The sequence below is a fragment of the Micromonospora sp. NPDC048040 genome (genome assembly GCF_055587185.1).
The window spans coordinates 51,303-71,714 of record NZ_JBVJGT010000034.1 but is presented as its reverse complement, the minus strand read 5'-3'; the positions used below and the strand labels follow the sequence as shown (position 1 = coordinate 71,714).

Sequence of the window (20,412 nt, the reverse complement as noted above, 5' to 3'; positions counted from 1 at the left end):
CCCCCCCCCCCCCCCCCCCCCCCCCCCCCCCCCCCCCCCCCCCCCCCCCCCCCCCCCCCCCCCCCCCCCCCCCCCCCCCCCCCCCCCCCCGCCGCTCTACTTCTGCACCTGGCGGATCGTGCCGCCGCCGCCCCGCTTCACGTCGGCGATCTCCGCGTCCGTCCGCGATGTGAACTCGCCGCCCTGGCGGCCGTCCCCGTACGTCAGCACGAACACCGCGCTGGCCCGGCGCTTGCTGCCGCAGTTGCAGCCCATCGGCTCCTCCCTCCCCTACTCGCCGTGCACCGTGGCGGTCAGCGCCGCCACGAGCGTCTTGCGGTCCCGGCCGATCGACGCGGCGATCCGCTCCACCTGCGCCGCTGTGGAGGCACGTTGCCGCTCGGCGGCAAACCCGGCGGCCACCGCCCGCCGAACCGCCGCCTCGAAGGCGACCGGCGACAACGGCGCGTCCGGCCGCCGGCCTTCCGAGTCGGACGGCTTCCAGCCCGCCCAGCCCGAAGCGACCATCGCGTACGCCCGGCCGCCCGTGGACCGCCCCCGCACCACCGGGAAGCCACCCACGTTCACGCATAGCGCCGCGACGAGCTGTCGCGCCCCGCCGATCCACCGCCAGTCCCCCGACAGTGGCGACCGACGCAGCAGCTGCACCTGCTCCTCGGTGGCCTCCGGCACCAGCGACCCGGCGACCCACGTGCCGTGGGCGTCCCGCCCGGCCCGCACCACCGCGACCTGCGTGCCCGTGTCGTCGTAGTGCTCTACGGCGGCCGCCGCGCTGGCGGACAGGTCGGCGTGCCCGGTGGCCGCCGTGATGTGTCCGACCGCCACGAGGTCTCCCTCGGCGGTCTGGATCTCCGGCCGGTGGAACCAGTCGAAGCCGCCCTCGTCGGGCGGCATCACGCACTGCCCGCCGGTCAGGAACGACAGGTGGCAGTCCCGGTCGGCGAGGTGTCCAAACACCCGTCCGTCGGCCGTCACCGTGATCGGGGTCAGCTCGGTCAGGCCCGGGTCGTCGAACCACGCCCTCGGCGGGTACAGCGGCGCGACCTGCTTGCTCTTCGCCGCCGCGCCGGCCGCGGTGACCGGCTCTTCCTCTTTTTCCTCCTCATCGGAGGGCTCGCCGTCGGCCGGCTCGTCGTCGACCAGCTCCAGCTTCGCCTCCATGAACGCCTGCGTCCCGACGAGCGTCACCGCCATCACCCGGCCCTTCGTCACCGTGATGTACGGCTCCTCGCCGGCCTCCATGAAGGCTTCCCACTCCTCGTCGGACATCTCCTCGATCGGCTTGCCATCCGCGTCGGTGAACACGAACTCGAAGTCGTCGAGGTCCACCGACGGGAACAGCACGCCTTGGCGCAGCAGCTCCAGCGCCTCGCCCAGCTCCGGCACGGCGTCGATGAAGTCGCCCGCGCCGACCAGCTTCGTCTTCTGCACCTCACCGGTCGTGATCCGGCCGATCGTCACCGCGCCCTCGTGCCCGGGGGCGTCCTCGCGCGCCCACCGCAGCGCCAGCGGCAGTTCGCGGAACGACCACTCGCCGTCGGCCGCGAAGATCCGCCGGTCACCCGACTTGGCACCCAGCGGCGCCAGCGTCCCCTTCCACGTCGCCATCTGCTTGCCACCCTTCGCGGCTGCCGCCGCCGTCACCGTGATGTCCAACCCGCTGGCCCGGTCACGCCGGGGCCACGGGTGCTTCGGGACCGCAGGCAGGGGCTCGTCGGCCTCCACCTCGATCATCGTGCAGCGGCAGTTCACCGTCTGCCCGGGCGGCGCGGCCGGGTCGCCCGGGTAACGCATCGGCACCCCGCCGACCATGAACACGCCGTCCAGGGCCACGCGCTGCCCGTCGGCGTCCCGGTGGTCGTGCCGGGTCCGCTCGTCGTGCGTGGCCACCCACACCTTGTCCAGCTTCTCGTCGAGCGCCTGCTCGGCGGTCAGCCAGGCGGTCAGCGTCCCCGCGTTGTACGCGCCGATCGTCTCCGTCCGGGCGATCGTCACCGCCCGGTCCTCCCAGGACCGCTCGCCCAGGATCACCTCGATCACGTCACGGATGCGCGGCACGCTCGCGCCCTCGCCGGTCAGCTCGGCGACCGCCGCGACGACCAGCTGCCACGCGCTGTCGGGCACCCCGGACAGCCGGTTCGGCAGCGCCGCCAGGTACTCGTCCTTCATCTGCGCGACCCGCAGCAGCTCGACGTCGCCGCCTCCGTCGGCCACGCCCGCCAGGAACGTCTGCTCGGCGGCCGGCAGCAGGTGCACCGTCATCGCCTCGAACCACGCCTGCCCGGCGCCGGCGAGCGCGCTCGGGTCCGGCGGCAGGGCCGCCGCGGTGACCGGCAGCGTGACGGCTCGCGCGTCGCGCAGCCAGGCGCGCAGCGCCGCCCGGGCGGCGCGGAGCATCCGCCGCTCGGCGGCCACCACCCGCGCCTCGTGGTCGAGGCGCAGCGGCAGCCACGGGTCCGGCTCGGCCACGGCTCAGCCACCCGCCGGCGGTTCGGCGAGCACGGGGATCTGCACGCCCTGGGTCTGCACACCGCCGTCGGGGCGGGACACCGGCAGCCCGGCCGGGCTGCGGATCAGCCGCTCCACGATCAGCAGGTCGTCGTGCAGCTCCAGCTTCACGAAGTCGGTCCCGAGGTCGATCCCCGCCGCCGCGAAACAGTCGCGCAGCTGGGTCAGGGACACATTCGCCGGGTCAGCCATCGGTTCTCCTCCTCGCCTCGTTGCGCCGCGCCACCGTCTCTGGGTCGCACACGTGGCCGGCGTCGGTCAGCGGCGGCTGGTCGCCCTCCCAGAGGTCGCCCCACCACCCGCAGGTGCGCAGATCGTCCACCGCAGCCGCTCGCAGCCGTCCTTGCGCCTGAACCGCTGGCAGGCGTACCCGTGGGCGGGCACCAGGTCCGGCACCAGGATCGTCGCGCTCATGCCGGCACCAGCTCCCCGGCGACCGTGGCGGCCAAGTGCTCGCGCAGCTCGGCGACGTCGTGCCGCGCGCCGGTCACCAGCAGCCCGCCGACGTACGCGGTCAGCGAGGCGGTCAGCCGCTCCGCGTCGACGCCGAGCTTCGTCGCGACCGCCGGCACCGCCGTCCACGCGCCGTCCAGCAGCCTCGGCACGGACGTCGGCGTGGACTGGCGCACCGTGTGGTACTCCCACGCCTTCAACCCCTGGTGCCGGTACCTCTCCCGGCCAAGCACCCGCTTGCCGGCGATCTCCAGCGCCCGCAGCGCCAGCACCTCGCACGCGGCGACGAACGGCGCGCTCATCGGCCCGGCCGCCGTGGCGGCGATCGCGTTCTGCTCGGGCGGGCCGCGGTCCTCGGTGTCGCCGGGCGGCGGCGGCTCCGTCGTCGGCTCCTCGTCGGCGGGCGGCTCACCTCCGCCGGGCAGCTCGGCCGGGGTCGGCTGCCGCTTCAACGCCTCCAGGTCGAGCTGCACGCTCACCCCGGCGACCTCCAGCAGCCGGGTCACCAGCAGCGGCCCGGCCGCCGGCACCGTGCGGATGATTTCCAGCAGCCGCCGCAGCTCCCGCTCCTCGTCAGTCGGCTTGTCGCCGTCACCAAAGCCGGTCTCCCGGCGCAGCGCGTCACCCGACAGCTCGCCCAGGCCGTACAGGTCCTTCGCGTCGGCACCCTTGTCCGGCGTCTGCGTCAGCTCGCTGGTGTCGTACCAGACGATCCACCGGCGCGGGTCGGCCACACCCTGCGCGCCTTCCAGTGCCGGCCACAGCATCTGCTCGGTCAGCGCCGCGCAGAACAGCTCCAGCTTCGACTCGACGTGGTACTTGATCGTCGCCTCGTCGGTCATCCAGGCGCCCCAATGGTTCGCCTGGGTCATGCCCAGCAGCATCTCCGGCGGGGCGTCCAGGCCCAGCGCGAGCCGCCGGATCGCGCCGTCCAGCATCGCCGGCACGGCGCTGCTCAGCTCCGTAGCGAAGCTGAGAAGCCGCGCCTTCTCCAGGTGCTCGGCGGGGCCCTGCACCACGATCGGGACGAGGGCGGCCACGCTGTCGCGGTCCTTCACCGCGGTGGTCATCGCCTCCGTCAGCGTCGACAGGAACGACGACACCCCGTCCTCGGCGTCCTCCTCCTGCTCCGGCGCGACGAAGCTCAGCTCGTTGGGTAGCAGCAGAATGCCCGCGCCGGCCAGCCGGGAGTCGATCTGCGACTGCACGTACTGCGTCAGCCGCTCAATCAGCCGCAGCACCCGCCGGTTGGACTGCACCTGGCTGGACGGCAGCGCGTGCTTGCGGGGGCTCGGCACCCAGATCCGCACGATGACCGTCTCGTCGGACTCCAGCTCGCGCGCCCCGTCGCCCTGGTCGAGCACGTACTTCCCGGCCCGCTCGGTCAGCTCCTCCACCGACGCGATGAACCACCGCTCCCGGTCGGTGGCCTTGCCTTCGGCGTCGCGTTCCGGCTCGCCGATCAGGTAGCACTCCCCGGGCACACCGAGCTGAATGCCGGCGTCGCGTAGCAGCTCGGCCTGGGTGCTGGGGCCGCCGAGGAACGTCTCGTTGACGCCGGCCGGCGCCTGGTCGGGAGTCTCCATCGGACGGCCCTCGTCGTCGACCTGCGTGATGTACAGCCGGGCGCGGCCCATCGCCTTCGCGATCAGGTCCACGAGGAAAGCGAACTCGCCGCACTCCTCGTAGTGCCGCCACGCCTCGTCCTGCCACTGCTGCTTGGTGACCTTGCGCAGGCTGCCGCTGGAGTCGTAGCGCATCTTCGCCGCCGACGCGACGACCGCGGTCGCCTTGCCGACCGCGCTGTCGACGTTGGGCTTCGTGCCCCACCAGCCCATGCTCTACTCCTCGGGCTCGGCGCGCACGAGCAGGCCGGTCGCGTACGACAGAGCCAGCGCGACGGTGGGCACGTCGACCAACCACAGCCCGGACCAGCGGGAGACGTCGGACAGGTGCCACCAGCCAGCGGCGGCCAACGCGGCGACCCACACGGACAGGCACCAGCGGCAGAACAGCAGGTACGCGAAGGGGCTGCCCTCTGGGAGCCGCCTCACGATCGCCTCTCGGGGTCGCCGGGTGATCTCGTCGGCGGTGACCAGCCGGGTCACCCGTGCGACGGAGAGCAGCACCACCACGACCTCGATCAGCCCCGTCACGCCTACGAGGATAAGCAATGGGACTGCGACCGCACAGATTGAACCTCCGGCGACTTGCTGATTCACCCCGCGATCGGTCGGGTCGGTCACACAGCGAAGTGCCGTCCTGCCTGGTGTGTCTGGTAATGCCTGGGATGGAGCTTCTTCCTGGAGTGTTGAACGGCGTCGCCATGCCGCCAGGGCAGTCCGTTCCGCGTTGGTCCGTCAGCGGCCGAGCCGGTTCAACAAGAAGCCTGGCAGCCGGTCGACGGTGACGAAGTCGTGAACGCGGTCGTCGACGTAGGCCGCCGGAGTCAGCTCGCGGGTCACGAAGAGGCCCCGGACGGTGAATCTATCCACATGCTCGGTCATACAGAGCCGGGTTGCGACCACTGTGGGACTCGTTGCCACGTCGTCAACCTTGGCCCGTAGCTTGTCCACGTGCCCTCCGGTACGCCGGTACTTGTCGAGCTCGCGGCGGATTCGACGGGCCGAGAACGGGACCGCATGGTCCTTGGCCTCGAGTACCCAAATGGTCCGGGCGTGTGGGGCGACAACGACAGCGTCGATCTCGTTGCGTACAGGCACCCCAAGCACCTCGGAGGGGTGGCCCGGCCTGCTTGGGTCGACCCCCGTCACGTAGGGCAACCCCGTCGTCGCGAGGATGCTCTCCACCTCGGCCTCGAAACCCGCAATAGGACGCACCTGCTGCCGACGATGGTCGATCGCTCGTGGGAGGGATGAGTCCTGTGACGAGAGCAGCTCGGGCCAGGTTCCCTCGAGAACTCGTTGCACCAGCACGACACGTGCCAGGCCAGGCGCGTTCCGAGGTATGAAGAGGGACCGGTCGGCGAGCTCGATAATCGGGCGGCTGTATAGGCGACCGGGCGACTCTCGATACTTGAACATCTGGAGTGGCGAATCGTGGAGAAGCTCCTGCGTCCAGATCATGTGCCGGCACGCTTCGACCACCCCGTCGGGGTTGGCGCGAGGCAAGAGCTGCTGGGTGTTCGCCCGCACGGCGCTATCCAGGCCCTCACGGCTGGAGAACCTGTATCCAGTCACGCTATCGTCGTCGGCGCCGCTGACTTCGATGAGGAACTCCTGGGCCGCGAAGAGATCACGGAGCCCGTAGCCGCGGTCGGCCTTCAACGCGCTGTCGATGTCAGCCAGGTCGTCAGGGAGTTCCGCGCCGTCTTTCAACGACTCGGCCAAGGCCCGGTAGACGGCGAGGTCGTTGGCCCCTCGCATCGGATCTGTGTCGGCCATTCGTCTCACGTAGGCCTCGTCGAATCGGGAAGCCCGGAACGGCGGTCGGTCGCGGACCTCGACCTCGAAGGTGCCTTGCTTGGTCAGTCGCGCTCTGGCCACGGTGACCAGTCGGACCGCGACGCGGTCTGCCACCGTCCGCCACCGCCAGAGCTCGTGGGCCAAGATGGCGAGGGCTTCGCGGTCTCGCTGAGTCGGATCTCGTCGGCGGCCGTGGACCGACTGCCCTGCAACGAGCTCGAGGACGAGATGGCCCGCCGCTGCGTTCTCAGCGTGCAGTTGTGCCTCCCGGGCCGTTGCGAGTGACGCCCGGGGGGCGGTTCGAGCGTTGTACTGCAGATCGACACAGTGCGCCATTTCCCCTGCGGCCCAGCGGAGAACTTCGCGGACGTCCAGTTCCCCTAGGCGACGCCTGATGTCAAGTTCTACAGCGTCGGCGATGCCTGCGATGGCGGCGTCGGCGGCAGCACCATCCCAGGGACCACGGCCGACACCGACGTCACGCAGGGACACTCTGAGGGACTCGTAGACCTGATCCCGCGATGTCGGCACACGCGGCTGCCTTGGCATGGCTCAATGTTGCTTGACACACCTGCTGGTGGGAAAGGCTACGGGCGACCGCAACTTGCCAGGAGGGACTGCTACGGTTCCAACTCTTGCTTGCCCCAGATCGGGCGGCGGCGCGTGCGCTTAGATCAGGCGGTCCAGATCAGAAGCCAGCGTCGGAGAGCATCCATACCCTTCGCAGCGGCACCTGGGCACGGATCTCTTCCGGCAGCCGGTCATACGTACGCAGAACAGCGTCGACCACATCGCCTGCCTCCCACACCCTCACCCGCAGGTGCTGGTTCTTCAAGGCGTCCCGGGCCGGCTTTGTCAGTCCGCCCCACGCGACGAGCAGGCCCTGCTCGGCGCCGTGCGTCGTCATAACTCCGTGGAGTTGAGTGACGATGGGCGACCCGATCTGGGAGCCGGACTTGACCTGGGCGAGCAGGCGGGGGCTGTCGAGACCAAGCGGGCCGCGTCCGGCAGTGATGTCGATGCCGCCGTCCGGGCCGGGGGGTGCCAGTGTGCAGTGGAAGCCTTCGGCAGTAAGGATCGCGGTGACAAGCGTCGCCAGGCCATGGCCAGCGAACTCCTCCGCAATCCGGGCGGTGATCTGATCGAGGGCGACCTGCTCGATGTCGGCTGCCAACTCCGGCTCGTCGACGTCCGTCTGGGCGGCGGTATCGCTGGCCGGGCTGATCGCGGCCGTCTTCGGCGTGGTGCCGCTCAGGGCGGCGTTGCCGGGGTCGGTGCCGTACGAAAGCAGATGCTCGAGCCGAGTGGCCGCGTTGTTCTTGCTCGGCGCGAAGATCGACATGGCGCTGCCGAGGGTGAAGAGCAGGTCCTGCTTGACCGCAGCGCGTGGCAGGTCGATGCGTTGCCAGTCGACGGTGACGACGTGCCGGCGATCGGCCTCCGCTTCGTCGGCGCGATATTGGTAGCCGCCAGTCACTCGACCAAAGGCGATCTGCTTCGTCGTTTTCAATGGCATGACCAGTAGATCCTTGGGACGGATACGGGACCGCAAGGCCCACAGTTGCCCGGTGAAGTTGTGCCGCTTGCCCTCCGAGGCGCCGGGCCACGTCGCCCAGACAACCTTTGCAACGTCCTCACGGCTGGCGCAGGGGGTGAGATCGGGAACCTCGCGCCATCCGCCGCCTGAGAACCCGTTGGCCAATGCCCACTGGTCGCGTTCACCGTGCCGCCCAGACCGAATCACCCACGCATTCGCCATGCGAGCATCCTCCTACCTCGGTGGTCGCACGTCGACTTGTCTGGCGTGGAGCGCTGTTCGACGCGGCGGCAGGGTGCATCCGCCCAGTACGGCGTCAAGGGCGACCTGCGGCTTGGCCCGAGCCCTCGCTTGTGAGGTGGAGTTGATCGTGGCGCCCGCTTTGGCCCCCGTCACGCGCCTGCTCCGACGAGTTGCATGAGCTGGGTGTAGTCGGTCACAACGTCGTACTTCACGGCAGCCGCGTGCTTGCGGTTCAGCTCGGCGAAGAACTTGCGGGCGCATTCGATCTTGCCCTTCTCCACACCCCTGAGCTGCATGGACGAGAGCGAGCCCTTGGTCTCGGCGACGAAGTAGACGTGCTTGACCGCGCCTTCCTTGAACGCGATGGCCCAGTCAGGGTTGTAGTCGCCCACCGGAGTCGGGATGAAGAACCCGCGCGGCAGCTTGGCGTAGACGATGACCTCCTCGCTCGAGTCCAGCTCGGTCACGAAGTCGCGTTCGACCTTGGAGTCGGTGACCACGTAGTCGTAAATGTGGCGCTTGAGCTTCTGTCCGGCTTTTTCGAAGTCCTGTTTGGTCTGACTCTCCGTGAAGATGGCAATGTCGTGCCGCTCGGTAAGGGTGTCGTAGCTGAGGTGTTCGACGATTACGGTGGCCTTTTGCTCGTTGATCAGCCGGGCGCACTCAGTGATGAACTGCTCGGGGTTTTGCCGGTACTTCGCAAATGTCGTCGGCTTGATGCGACCCAGGATTACGCCGGCCGTGCGGCGGGTGAGCTGGGTCTTCTCCGTGATCTCGCCGAGCAGGTCGTACTTGACCTGCGACGACGCGGAGACTGTATCCGTGTGCATGCTCGTCGAGCTGACCGTGAAGCCCCCGCCAGTGGCCAGGTCATCGACGTCGAGTGCCGCACGCTGCTGACCGGACTGCACGATGTATTGCATTGCCGCAACGTTGAGATGGGCGTCGAGCACGGTGACACACTTGTCAATCAGCTCGGCGGAGTCGAACTCGACTTGGTAGACGGCCTTGTGGTTGATGCGGTTCCAGAGCTCTTTGAACTCCTTCTTAGCGAAGTTGTCCTCGTTCAGCGGGATGCGCTTGGGCTTGCGCCCATCGGTGATGAGGTCGACGTTTAGGTAAAGGGCGTCGACCAGCGGCAAGATGCAGTCCACAACGGACTTGAGCACGTCCGAAGTCGGCTCGGCGAGGGTACTGGCCTCACGCGCGGCCTTGTAAGCGTCCGAGATGGTGTCGTCGTCGTTGATGTAGTCGTTCTTGACGAGGTACTTGTACAGGGCGTTCGCGAGTGCCTCCTCGACGACGCTCTCGCCGGACTCGGTTGTGAAGGTCTTACCCACGAAGTACTGAACACTGGCCTTGCGGGGTCGAGATGCGAGGGACTCGCTGATCTCCTTCTGCAAGCCTGCCACGAAGTCGGTGTAAGACTCGTCGGTGACGACGGTCAGCTCGTTGATGTCGTGCACGGTGACAGGGTTGTCCATCCGCTCGCCGTACTGGTCTACGGCGAGCCGCAGGCCGCGCCCGATCTCCTGTCGGCGGGAGACCGTGTTGTCGCTCTTCTTGAGCATGCCCATGACGAACACGTTGGGGTTGTCCCAACCCTCGCGCAACGCAGAGTGGGAGAAGATGAACCGGACCGGCTCGGCGAACGACAGCAGTCGCTCCTTGTTGCGCAGGATCAGGTCGTAGGCGTCGACATCCGTGGACTGGCCTGCCTCTTCACCGCGCCGTGACACGCTCGGGTCAACGAGCCGCTTGGTCTTCTTGTCGATCGAGAAGTACCCCTGGTGGGTGTCCTCAACATCAATGGCTTCCAGGTGACGGCGGTAAGCAGCGGTGTCCTCGTCGAACGAAAATTGGCTCAACTCGTCAGCCACCAGCGCCTGGTATTCCTCGACGAACATGCGCGCGTAGTCGCCCAGCGTGTCTTCGCGGTCGTAGTCGCGGTACTTGGCCACCTCGTCGATGAAGAACAGGGAGAGCACCTTGATGCCCTGCGCGAACAGCTCACGCTCCTTGTCCAGGTGGGCGCGGATGACCTCGCGAATCTGGATACGGCGCTTGGCCTCGTCAGTCACGTCCGCCGTCACCTGCCCCGCAGACACGGTGTCGCCGTTACTCAGCTCTATCACGTCGCGGTTGGCGTCGATGTCGGTAATGAACAGACCCTTGTACGCCTCGATGCCACGCGAGATGTCGTGCAGGTTTGTCCCCTGATAGAGCCGCTTGACCTCCCGCTTGATGCCGCCGCTCGCGGTCTGCACCTCCAGCTCGACCCGGGCACGGGGCTTGGCTCCCTTGGCGATCTCGATCGCATCCAGGTACAGATACGCCGTGCTCCCAGCCAGCCCCTTGACGGTGATTCCGCGCACGGCGATCTTCTTGACGAGCTTCTGGTTGTAGGCGTCCAGGGCGTCGAGCCGGTGGACCTTGTTGTGCTCCACCTTGTGAGTCGCTGAGTACCGCAGCACCATCAGGGCGTTGAACCGGCTCAACGCCTCCAAGGACCTGGCCGCTCCGATCTTCTGCGGCTCGTCAATGATGACGATAGGGCGGTTGACGCTGATCACGTCGATGGGACGGCGGGACTGGAAGTCGTCGAGCACGTCGTAGATACGCCGGTTGTCCTTGCCGGTGGCGTTGAACGCCTGGATGTTGATGATCATCACCTGGACACCGGCGTCGGAGCTGAAACGTTCAAGCTCGTGCAGCTGTGAGGAGTTGTAGATGAACGACCGTGGCTTCGTTCCGTAGATCTGTTGGAAATGCTCGGCGGTGATGTGGAATGACTTCATCACGCCTTCGCGGATCGCCACGCTCGGCACAACGACGATGAACTTTGACCAGCCATAGCGCTTGTTCAGCTCCATGATCGTCTTGATGTAGACGTAGGTCTTGCCCGTCCCCGTCTCCATCTCGACGTCGAGGTTGGGTGTGTTCGGCGTCGATGCGGCCTTGCTCGGGACGAGCGCCTTCGACAGCGGCAGGTTGCGGCTGCGCTGCACCGCCTGGATGTTCTCCAGCAGCTGCGTCGGACTGAGCGCGATCTCCGAGTTCCGCAGTCCGGAGTCCGGAGTCTCAGGAATCTCCAGCGTCAACTGGGCGGACTTGGCACGGCGACCTGGGTCGATCCGATACGACACCCCCTCATCGCGAGGCTGCCCAGCAAAGCAGTCGACAACCGCATCCACGGCATCGGTCTGGTACTGCTGAACCTTGAACTGAAGCTTCATTGGCTCAAATCGCCTTCACGTCCGTCGCCGGCGAAACCTCGGCGAACACCTGCTCGGCGTTGATGCGGTCAGCGTCCGTCGCGAAGCCTGAATCACGGAACACCGCACGCAACGGCTCCCGGCTCGCGATCTCACGTACGACCGCCGGGCTCACGTCGGCGAAGCAGGCGATGATGTCGCTCTCGCCGACCACGAACACCTCGCGGCCGTCGATGGCCTCGACCGCGATCGGCATCGTCAACTCCAGGCCCCAGTCGAGCAGCACCTGGAAGAGCAAATCTTCGTCGCTGCGGTTGGGCTTGACACTGTCCGTATAGAGCGACAGCTCATCCTGTACGAGCGCATCCGGGGTACGGAGTACATCGGCAAGGTTGCTGGAGTCGACCTTGAGAACACGGAAACCGACGTCCACAGTGCCCTGGAGAGCAACATCTCCGGTCAGCACGCTCACCCCCGCTCTACGAATCCGCTCGGCGCACAAAGCCGAGATGGTTGCGAATCCGCTTGGCGCGGCGCCAGCCTTCAAATTGAGCGGCTCAGCAAGCTGCACGAGAATGAAGCTCCAAGGACTATTCCCTGCGGCATTGCGCCGGAGAACTGCCTCGGCTGTGGTTCCTGAACCCGCAAAGAAATCAAGCACCACATCATCGCCGCTCGCCGGAACTAGCTCAAGAATTTTCTGGATGAGCTTCGTCGGCTTAGGTGCGGAGAAGAACACCTGGCCATCAAACAAGTCTTTGATCTCCTTGGTTGCGCCACGATTCTCCCCCGCCTCTTCATGGGGCCACCAAGTCCACGGAACCATGCCCTCTTCTCGCTCCGACCAGAACTTCTTCCGTTGGGCCATCCCATCGCCGTTTTTGCCGAAGTAGATACGCCCATCGGCGAGGAGCTCCTCAAACTTCTCTTTGGTAGTGCTCCAGCATCGGCCGGGTGGAGGCATCAGCACTCGCCCACTGGGCGTCGTGATTGGGTAAGTGAGATTCGGACGGATGTTTGGAGCGTGGAAGGGTACCGCCAACCAGTCCCCGCGAGGATCATTGTCGCGATTAGAGTAGGTGGCCCGCTGCTTCCCGTCGGTGCCCAATCTATTGAAGCGGCCAATGGTCGCATCCCGGGCGTAACAGACGACGTACTCGTGCGCCGTTGACACAAGCGTCGCGTCATTCCTGCGGGTCAGCGTCTTCTGCCACGCGAATGCCGCGACGAAGTTCTCGGTGCCAAAGACTTCGTCGCAGATGCGCTTGAGGTTTGCGTACTCGTGATCATCAATCGAAATGAAGACGAATCCGTCTTCCGTCAGCAGGTTCCGCGCAAGCTTCAGCCGCGGATACATCATGCTGAGCCAGTCCGAGTGGAATCGACCATTGGCCTCCGTGTTGGCGATCAGACGAACGCCGTCACCATCGACCTGACCGGACTTCAGGAGATAGTCGGCCGTCGACTCAGCGAAGTCATCGTCGTAGACGAAGTCGTTGCCGGTGTTGTAGGGCGGGTCGATGTAGATAAGCTTGACTTTGCCGAGGTACGACTCCTGGAGCAGCTTGAGTGCCTCGAGGTTGTCGCCCTCGATGAAGAGGTTCTTCGTCGTGTCGAAGTCAACCGACTCCTCGCGCACGGGTCGGAGGGTCTTGGCAATCGGCGCGTTTGCGGCGAAGAGCGCCTCGCGCTTACCGGGCCACTCGAGCTGGTAGCGCTCCTGCGGTCCCTCAACAACGTGGTCAGAAAGTTCCTGGCGGAGCAGGTCGAAGTCGATCGCGCGCCTAACCCGCTTATCCTCGCCCTCGCCCTCCACGGTCTCAGTGATCACCGTAGGGAATAGTTCGGCGATCCTGTCGATGTTCCGCTCGGTCAGGTCGGGTGAGTGCATCCTCAGCTTGTCCACGGGGCGTCCTCGGTCTTCCGTGTTGCAGGGGCTGTCAGCGCGGCGAGCGCGGCGGTTCGGTCGCGAAGCTGTCGCCGTAGCTCGATTTTGCGGTTGAGCTGCGGCTCAGCTCGGAGTCTCTTCTCCAGGTTCGCGATTTCGCGTTCGAGCTTGCGGGCCTGCTCAATCCTGCCGGTCGCCTCCGACAGGTCTTCACCGGGACGCGGCGCGATCGGCAGGATTGGCATCAGGAGACCGGCGTAGAGGCCCGGCAGGTCGAGTGCTGGGGGAAGGGGCGCGCGCAGCACGTCAGCGGGCTGCCAGCCTGTCGTGAAGTAGGCAGTCAGCCGCGGGGTGGTGCCGCCGAGTTGCTTGTGGGCGGCGACCATGCGCGTGCGTCCATGCTCCCCGGACCCGCGGTTGATCTCGAAGATGATCGGGAAGCGAATGGCCCTGTCGATGGCAGTGAGTACCTCGCCGCTGACGTCATCGCCCTTGGCCTCAATGGTGAAGACCTGGATCTCGGGCACCGCGTCATCTCCGCGGAGATGGATGGTCTCGTCCGCGAGCTTGTAGGCCCAGGTGATGCGCTGCACATCGGAGACGAACTTCTCGCGCACCGTCGCGGAGATCGTGGCGTGCTCGTAGAACTTGGTCTTGGGCACGACTCGGCCGAACCTGGCGGTCGCCGGCCAGCGATACAGCGACGCCCTCATCGGGGAACGCCGCCCGGGTCGACGATGGCGAGGAAGGCGATCAGCTCGAAGTCGTCGAGCCCGCTGATGGTCTGCGTCAGCGCTGTGGTCCGTCCGGCGGTGAACAGGCTGTCGAGGTCGTGCTCCTCGGTCACGTCGATCATGGAGCGGATCGCGGCGGTCAGCAGATCGGAATAGCGGCCCATGTCCGCGCCCTCACGGGTAGCGGCATTGAAGCTGCGGCAGACCTCGGCGACGGGCTCGTCGTAGGTGCGGCAGCCGGCGCGAATCAGGTCGAGCAGGTGCTTGACCTCGGTGTGGTCGGCGATCAGGTTGCCGTCGTCATCGAGGTACACGAGGTAGTTCGGGTGAAGCCGGTTGCCGCGGTTGATGGCCTCGTCAGCGTTGACGTTTCGCAGCGCGAAGATCACACCGGGGCGCAGTCCCTTGTCGGGTTGCGCGGGGACAACGGCATGCAGGCCTTTGGGAGCGGCGGCAAGGTCGCCGTACTGTTTGACGTAGCCGAGCAGGTCCATGCGGAAGTCGTTGAGGCCGAGATCGGTGATGGACACTCCAGTTCTGACGTCCTCCAGCTCGATGACCTCCTCCTGGAGCTTGCGGAGTTGCTCCTTGCGGAAGGCGGTGTCGCTGGATTCCTGGGTGAGCACGTTGTCGTCGGCGGTCGCGGCGAGGTCGGCGATGACCATGCGGTTCTCGACGCGCTCTTTGAGGTTGATGTACTCGTCCAGTGATATGTCGGGCCAGAAGTTGACGAGCTGGATCTGTTGGTTGATCGAGCCGATGCGATCGATACGCCCGAACCGCTGGATGATCCGCACGGGGTTCCAGTGGATGTCGTAGTTGATCAGGTAGTCGCAGTCTTGGAGGTTCTGGCCCTCGGAGATGCAGTCGGTGCCGATCAGCACGTCGATGTCGCGGCGCTCATTCGGCATCACGAGGTCGCGCGACTTCGATCGCGGCGAGAACAGGGTGAGGACTTGTTGGAAGCCGAACCCCTTGCCGAGAGTTGTGTGCGGGTTTCCCTGCCCGGTCACCACGGCGGCGTTCAAGCCCTCGCCTAAGAGCTGCGGAGCAAGCTCACGGTAGAGGTAAGCCGTGGTGTCGGCGAAGGCCGAAAAGATGAGCACCTTGCGGTTGCCCGAATTGATCGGCGTAGCGATCTTGTCCTGGATGCGCTGCTTGAGCGCCTGAAGCTTGAGGTCGTGCTGCGGGGTGACGACGCTGACCCCGGTGAGCAGGTCGGAGATGACGCCGGCGTCGTGGGCGAGATCATGCTGCCATGACTCGATGTCCATGTCCGCCAGGTCGATCTGCACCTTGGTACCGACGGTGCCGCTGGACGGGATTTCGAAGTCATCGTCATCGGCTTCGAGGTCGCCGATGGTAGCGGCAAGGTCTGCGACCGAGCCAGTGTGCCCGGCGATCGTCTGGAGCGTTTGGTCGACCGTGCTGGCGAGCTTGGTGAGCGTGATGCGGAACGCCTCGATCGAGCTCTCCAGCCGTTTAAGCAGGTTGACCGTCATGAGCTTCTGGATGCCGCGCTCACGGTTCGCATGCCCGAGGTTCGCCATGCTTCCGCTGACTGCCTTGTCGTAGAGCAGCTCGTACTTCTCGCGCCTGCTCGGAAACACGTACGCCAGCGGTGCGTAGACCGCAAGGGTAAGTGAGGACAGCCGCTCGAACATCTCGTTAAAAGACGGCACGTCCGGCAAGTCCGTCAGCGGCGACCGGATCGACACCGGCGGGAGTCGCTCGGGGAACGCGCCGATGTCGGAGGTGTCGTAGAACGCCTGGATGTGCTTGCGGGACCGGGCGATCGTCACCGCATCAAGCAGTTCGAAGAAGTCGAAGTCCAGGCGGGCCATGATCGCGTCGGCGGTGCGCTGCTCGACGGGGAGCTTCGACCACTCGTTGAACACCCGCTGCGCCTGCCGGAACACCTCCTCGACGCTTGTGGTGATGTCAAGCTTTGCAGAGAGCTGCTGGGAGTCGCCCTCGTAGGCCAGGGCGAGCTGATTCCGCAGGTCGGTGAAGTGGTTGTTTACCGGCGTGGCCGACAGCATGAGGACCTTGGTCTTCACGCCCTGCTGGATGACCTGGCGCATCAGACGCTGGTAGCGAGTCTCCTTCTCAGTGGTGAAGTCAGCGTTGCGGAAGTTGTGCGACTCGTCGATCACCACGAGGTCGTAGTTGCCCCAGTTCACCCGGTCCAGCGGGATGCCCTGCGACTCACCCCTCGTACGCGACAGGTCGGTGTGGGCGAGCACGTCGTAGTTGAACCGGTCGGACGCGAAGATGTTCGTCGTCAGGTTTGCGTTGTAGTTCGTCCAGTTCTCGGCCAGCTTCTTCGGCGCGAGCACGAGCACGGACTTGTTGCGCAACTCGTAGTACTTGATCACCGCCAAGGCGGTGAATGTTTTCCCCAGGCCCACGCTGTCGGCGAGGATGCAGCCGTTGTAGGTCTCCAGCTTGTTGATAAGCCCGGTCGCGGCATCCCGCTGGAAGTTGTACAGGCTCTTCCATATCGCGCTGTCCTTGTAGCCGGTCAAGTCGTTGGGCAGGACATCCTCGCTCATGTCGTCGAGGAACTCGGCGAACAGGTTGTACAGGACCAGGAAGTAGATGCGCGCCGGAGAGTTCTCCGCGTACACCGAGGCGATGTGGTCGCAGACCGCCTCGGTCACGTCGTCGAGCTGCTCCGGGTTGTGCCAGATCTGGTCGAACAGCTGCACGTACTGCGCCGTCATCGGAGCCTCGTCGAGCTTGGTGACCATGTTCGACACCGCGTTGCCGCGCTGGTAGCCGAGGTCGGCCGACGTGAATCCTTGGAGCGGCAGGTAGGCCGCCTTGCCATCAACGATCGCGAACTGCTGCATCGGCGCGCCCGTCTTGTTCGACCGGAAGCGCACCTTGCGGCGCACCCACGCCGCGCACTCGCGGGCGATCGCTCGCTGTGTCAGCTTGTTCCGCAGCCGAATCTCGAACTCTGAGCCGTAAAGGGCCGACTCGCCGTCCCGACCATGCGGAATGAAGAACTCTCGCCGCTCCTTGGGCAGTCGGTCGGTGGCCTTTGCCGTCACGAACGACGGGGACGTGAAAATGAACTCCAGCTCCCCGATGCGCTCCAACTCCTTGCGGAGCGACTCGAACGCAAAGATCGAGAACGTCGAGGCGGCGATGCGAAGCTTCGATCCCGGGCCGATCTCCATCTTGAGATCGTCGCCGAGCAGGTCGTTGATGTTGTCGATGATCCGCACGAGCCGTCACTCCGCCTTCGGCCCGGCACGGTGGGAATCGCCCACTGCGTCACCGCTTCTGACCCAGGTATCGACCTCGCTGGCCTGAAACTTCCAAAGACGGCCGAGCTTGTGGGCTGGCATGCCCTTCTCGGCGATCCACGCGTACACGGTGTCCTTCGTGACGCCGAGGTGGGCGGCGATGTCATCGGCGGACAGCCAGGGCTCAGCCACGGGGGAACCTCCAGACGCCAGCCCGCGATGGGTGCACCGGGCACGGTACCCTACATGGTTCGCCGGTCCTAGATGGGTTTCTCCGGCCGTTGCCGGGTCTAGCGGCGTCGTCCCAGCGCCATGCTGGTAGAGCCGGGTCAGGTCGGGCCTGGCCCCGGGCACGTCCGACGGCCACGCGCGCCTAGCGACTCGCTAAATCGGGCAATTGCCGTGTAGGCGAGGTCAGTCAGGCGCTACGCGCGTAGTCGGAGAAGGGGTCTTCGCCTTCGTCGAGGATCAGCGGTACGTCGTACACCGACAGATCCGGCCTGGGCCGCACGTACCGCACCCGGTGACGCCACCGGTGGTGCTCATAGGCCGTGTCCACCTGAATCTCAGCCACGACGGTCGGCTCGACCTGGGCGTAGCGCAGCGGCTCGGGCCGCTCGAACTGGCCCGACCAGGTGGCCGGTAGCGGCTCGGGCCAGGGATGGATGACGACACGGCGCTCGGTCGGACGTGGCGGCGACAGCAGCGAAGCCAGCTCCAGACGCTGCGGCGCGGCCAGCGGGTGTGTGCGGCCGGTGTATCGCAGTCGACCCCGCCGATCAAAGCGTCCGAGGAGAGCAGTCTCGGGGTTGCGGATGCTGCCGGTGACGCCGCCGATGATCGCCTCCGTGGTGGCACGTACCCGGAACTTTGCCCATCCTCGCCGGCCAGGCTCATACCGGCTGTCGAGCCGTTTGATCACCACACCCTCGACGCCAGCCGCGGTCCAGGTAGTCAGCCACTCGCTGACCTCGGACAGGTCGGCGCTTTGCGGGGTGACCGCCAGCTGCGGCGGGGCGCCGGCGAGCAGCCGCATCAGCCGGGCACGACGCTCGACCAGCGGCGCGTCGAGCAACGGCTCCGCGCCGGCGTCGACGAGCAGGTCGAAGGTGACGTAGTAGGCCGGGTGTTCACGGGCTTCGCGCAGCAGCTGCCGGCCGGCGGTGACCCGCCGCTGCAACAGGGCGAAGTTCGTCCGCCCGCGCTCCCAGACCACCAGTTCCCCGTCGAGGACCACACCGGGCGGGACGAACGCCCGCACCGCCCGCGTGATGTCCGGGAAGTATGGCGTCAGATTCCTGCCGGCGCGCGACTGCAGGTAGACGTCGGAGGCTCCCCTGAAGGCCAGCGCCCGCCACCCGTCCCACTTCGGTTCATAGATCAAATTCGGACCCTCGGGCACCGCGTCGACCGGCGCGGCCAGCATCGGGGCGACAGGCCGGCGCAGCACCGGCCCACCTGGCGACGTCTCCCACCGCCAGGCCGGGCTCACCCCCTCCAGCCCCATCCGCCCCGACCGTGAGCGCCGCCCATGCTTCGTCCCTCCCCCGCCATCGTCAGCCAGCAGAAGAGGGGTCCGGGCCCAGATCAGGCACAACCAATGCATGGAACCTGCGCACGAAGAGTCGCTTCCTGCCTGCTGCTCGGGCGAAGGCCCCGCGTATCGACGGGGGGCGCCGTACTTGCGTGCCATGAGGGGAGGCGTGTGCGGCTAGCGAGGTGCCGTCGACGACCACGGCACTTGACGAACGGCATATCGCTCAGCGATAGTTGACTCAATGAACGTTGAGCATGCTTCCCTGTCGGGGCGCGCCCGGATCCACGCCGCGCTCGGCGACCCGGCGCGCCTGGCGATCGTGGACGCGCTCACCCTGGGCGACGCCTCCCCCGGCGAGATCGCCCACGACCTGGGCATGCCGACGAACCTGGTCGCCCACCACGTCAAGGTCCTCACCGAGGCCGGCCTGGTCGTTCGCGGCCGGTCCGAGGGCGACCGCCGCCGCACCTACCTGCGGCTGCGGCCCGAGGCCCTGGCCACGCTGACCCCGCCGCCGCTGGCCGGGGTGGGTCGGGTGGTGTTCGTGTGCACCCGCAACTCCGCCCGCTCGCAGCTCGCCGCCGCCCTCTGGTCCGACCGAACGCACACTGCGGCGGCGTCGGCCGGCACGAAGCCCGCCAGGCAGATTCATCCTCGCGCCGTCGCGGTTGCCCACCGGCACGGCCTCGACCTGATGTCGACCGGCACCGCGCACGTCGCGGACATCGTGCGCGACGACGACCTGCTGATCGCTGTTTGCGACAACGCCCACGAGGAACTCACCGGGCCGGTCCGGCCCCGGCTGCACTGGTCGGTGCCCGACCCGGTCCGCGTCGACACCGATGCCGCGTTCGAGGCCGCGTTCGCCGACCTCGCCGCCCGCGTCGACCGCGTCGCCCCCGTCATCACCCCCGCCATGAGTTCGGGAGACCACCGTGACTGACACCGGCCCTACTTGCGCGAAGACCTCTCCGTCGACCAGCATCTCGCCCTGCGCACCGCCGCCACCCGCCTCGCCGCCGAGTTCGACGGCACCTACGGCACCGAGACGGTGGAGCGGTTCCTGCACTCCAGCTACGACCAGTTCGCCACCGTCGGCAGCGTCCCCAACTTCCTGCCGCTGCTCGCCGAGCGGTTCGCCCGCCAGCGCCTGCAGGCCCTCGCCCGTGTCGAGGGCCACCACCGCGACGGCAAACCGGTCGCCCTGTTCCTGTGCACGCACAACGCCGGCCGCTCCCAGATGGCCCTCGGGTTCTTCACCCACCTCGCCGGCGAGCATGCCGTCGGTTGGTCCGGTGGCAGCGAACCCGGGATCGAGGTCAACCCGGCGGCGGTCGCGGCGATGGCCGAGCGCGGTATCGACATCTCCGAGGAGTTCCCCAAGCCGTGGACCGACGAGGTCGTCCGCGCCGCCGACGTGGTCGTCACGATGGGCTGCGGTGACGCCTGTCCGGTCTTCCCCGGCACCCGCTATGAGAACTGGGACCTCGACGATCCGGCCGGTCTCAGCCTGGCTGGCATCCGGCCGATCCGGGACGAGATTGAACGCCGGGTCCGCCGGCTGCTCGACGAGCTGAACGTCTCCGCCATCCGATAGACCACAACGCCGGGCCGA

The 20,412-nt window shown here is 66.9% G+C and carries 16 protein-coding genes; 2 read left to right on the top strand and 14 right to left on the bottom strand.

The genetic code is table 11. The features are described from left to right. Positions 1 to 96: 96 nt before the first annotated feature. The 14 genes from ACZ6O2_RS25635 to ACZ6O2_RS25570 form a co-directional block, all read right to left on the bottom strand. Entirely contained in the window at positions 97 to 255 is a 159-nt protein-coding gene (locus ACZ6O2_RS25635) for a hypothetical protein (RefSeq protein WP_466024599.1), read from the bottom strand. A 15-nt stretch (positions 256 to 270) separates the two neighbouring features. Continuing rightward, a complete protein-coding gene (locus tag ACZ6O2_RS25630; RefSeq protein WP_466024598.1) occupies positions 271 to 2,469 on the bottom strand; it encodes a phage minor head protein in 2,199 nt (732 codons plus the stop codon). Positions 2,470 to 2,472: 3 nt separating this feature from the next. Continuing rightward, positions 2,473 to 2,700: a hypothetical protein gene (locus tag ACZ6O2_RS25625; protein ID WP_466024597.1), complete on the bottom strand. Its 228-nt coding sequence runs from the start codon at positions 2,698 to 2,700 to the stop codon at positions 2,473 to 2,475. 66 nt (positions 2,701 to 2,766) lie between these two features. Beyond that, a complete protein-coding gene (locus ACZ6O2_RS25620) occupies positions 2,767 to 2,922 on the bottom strand; it encodes a hypothetical protein (RefSeq protein ID WP_466024596.1) in 156 nt (51 codons plus the stop codon). After that, positions 2,919 to 4,799: a hypothetical protein gene (locus ACZ6O2_RS25615; RefSeq protein WP_466024595.1), complete on the bottom strand. Its 1,881-nt coding sequence runs from the start codon at positions 4,797 to 4,799 to the stop codon at positions 2,919 to 2,921. Before ACZ6O2_RS25615 ends, ACZ6O2_RS25620 begins: the two co-directional genes overlap by 4 nt. Positions 4,800 to 4,802: 3 nt before the next feature. Next, positions 4,803 to 5,117 (bottom strand): hypothetical protein, encoded by a 315-nt coding sequence (locus ACZ6O2_RS25610; protein WP_466024594.1) that lies wholly within the window; start codon positions 5,115 to 5,117, stop codon positions 4,803 to 4,805. Positions 5,118 to 5,321: 204 nt separating this feature from the next. Continuing rightward, on the bottom strand, positions 5,322 to 6,935 hold the full coding sequence (locus ACZ6O2_RS25605) for a hypothetical protein (RefSeq protein ID WP_466024593.1): 1,614 nt from the start codon (positions 6,933 to 6,935) through the stop codon (positions 5,322 to 5,324). A 139-nt stretch (positions 6,936 to 7,074) separates the two neighbouring features. Next, a complete protein-coding gene (locus tag ACZ6O2_RS25600; RefSeq protein WP_466024592.1) occupies positions 7,075 to 8,145 on the bottom strand; it encodes a restriction endonuclease in 1,071 nt (356 codons plus the stop codon). A 170-nt stretch (positions 8,146 to 8,315) separates the two neighbouring features. Beyond that, positions 8,316 to 11,402, bottom strand: a complete 3,087-nt coding sequence (locus ACZ6O2_RS25595; RefSeq protein ID WP_466024591.1) for a type III restriction-modification system endonuclease — start codon at positions 11,400 to 11,402, stop codon at positions 8,316 to 8,318. 4 nt (positions 11,403 to 11,406) lie between these two features. After that, positions 11,407 to 13,287, bottom strand: a complete 1,881-nt coding sequence (locus ACZ6O2_RS25590) for a site-specific DNA-methyltransferase (RefSeq protein WP_466024590.1) — start codon at positions 13,285 to 13,287, stop codon at positions 11,407 to 11,409. Continuing rightward, complete coding sequence (locus ACZ6O2_RS25585) at positions 13,275 to 13,982, bottom strand: DUF4391 domain-containing protein (RefSeq protein ID WP_466024589.1); 708 nt, start codon at positions 13,980 to 13,982, stop codon at positions 13,275 to 13,277. The genes ACZ6O2_RS25590 and ACZ6O2_RS25585 overlap by 13 nt, the downstream gene beginning before the upstream one ends. After that, complete coding sequence (locus ACZ6O2_RS25580; RefSeq protein ID WP_466024588.1) at positions 13,979 to 17,239, bottom strand: helicase-related protein; 3,261 nt, start codon at positions 17,237 to 17,239, stop codon at positions 13,979 to 13,981. Before ACZ6O2_RS25580 ends, ACZ6O2_RS25585 begins: the two co-directional genes overlap by 4 nt. A 6-nt stretch (positions 17,240 to 17,245) precedes the next feature. After that, positions 17,246 to 17,452, bottom strand: coding sequence for a helix-turn-helix domain-containing protein (locus ACZ6O2_RS25575; RefSeq protein WP_452335119.1), 207 nt, complete (start codon positions 17,450 to 17,452; stop codon positions 17,246 to 17,248). A gap of 226 nt (positions 17,453 to 17,678) precedes the next feature. Beyond that, positions 17,679 to 18,686 carry an ATP-dependent DNA ligase gene (locus tag ACZ6O2_RS25570; protein WP_466024587.1) on the bottom strand — a complete coding sequence of 336 codons (1,008 nt, stop codon included), beginning with the start codon at positions 18,684 to 18,686 and terminating at the stop codon, positions 17,679 to 17,681. Positions 18,687 to 19,038: 352 nt separating this feature from the next. Here ACZ6O2_RS25570 and ACZ6O2_RS25565 point away from each other — a divergent pair, with 352 nt between their 5' ends. Together ACZ6O2_RS25565 and ACZ6O2_RS25560 are read left to right on the top strand one after the other, a co-directional pair. Next, complete coding sequence (locus tag ACZ6O2_RS25565; RefSeq protein WP_466024586.1) at positions 19,039 to 19,740, top strand: arsenate reductase/protein-tyrosine-phosphatase family protein; 702 nt, start codon at positions 19,039 to 19,041, stop codon at positions 19,738 to 19,740. A 12-nt stretch (positions 19,741 to 19,752) separates the two neighbouring features. Next, on the top strand, positions 19,753 to 20,394 hold the full coding sequence (locus ACZ6O2_RS25560; RefSeq protein ID WP_466024585.1) for an arsenate reductase ArsC: 642 nt from the start codon (positions 19,753 to 19,755) through the stop codon (positions 20,392 to 20,394). Positions 20,395 to 20,412: the final 18 nt, after the last annotated feature.

Bases quoted from the DNA above. Each gene is read 5' to 3' on its own strand.
- ACZ6O2_RS25595 (WP_466024591.1), bottom strand. From the start codon at position 11,402: ATGAAGCTTCAGTTCAAGGTTCAGCAGTACCAGACCGATGCCGTGGAT.
- ACZ6O2_RS25570 (WP_466024587.1), bottom strand. From the start codon at position 18,686: ATGCTGGCCGCGCCGGTCGACGCGGTGCCCGAGGGTCCGAATTTGATC.
- ACZ6O2_RS25620 (WP_466024596.1), bottom strand. From the start codon at position 2,922: ATGAGCGCGACGATCCTGGTGCCGGACCTGGTGCCCGCCCACGGGTAC.
- ACZ6O2_RS25605 (WP_466024593.1), bottom strand. From the start codon at position 6,935: ATGCCAAGGCAGCCGCGTGTGCCGACATCGCGGGATCAGGTCTACGAG.
- ACZ6O2_RS25585 (WP_466024589.1), bottom strand. From the start codon at position 13,982: ATGAGGGCGTCGCTGTATCGCTGGCCGGCGACCGCCAGGTTCGGCCGA.
- ACZ6O2_RS25565 (WP_466024586.1), top strand. From the start codon at position 19,039: ATGAACGTTGAGCATGCTTCCCTGTCGGGGCGCGCCCGGATCCACGCC.
- ACZ6O2_RS25600 (WP_466024592.1), bottom strand. From the start codon at position 8,145: ATGGCGAATGCGTGGGTGATTCGGTCTGGGCGGCACGGTGAACGCGAC.
- ACZ6O2_RS25615 (WP_466024595.1), bottom strand. From the start codon at position 4,799: ATGGGCTGGTGGGGCACGAAGCCCAACGTCGACAGCGCGGTCGGCAAG.
- ACZ6O2_RS25635 (WP_466024599.1), bottom strand. From the start codon at position 255: ATGGGCTGCAACTGCGGCAGCAAGCGCCGGGCCAGCGCGGTGTTCGTG.
- ACZ6O2_RS25625 (WP_466024597.1), bottom strand. From the start codon at position 2,700: ATGGCTGACCCGGCGAATGTGTCCCTGACCCAGCTGCGCGACTGTTTC.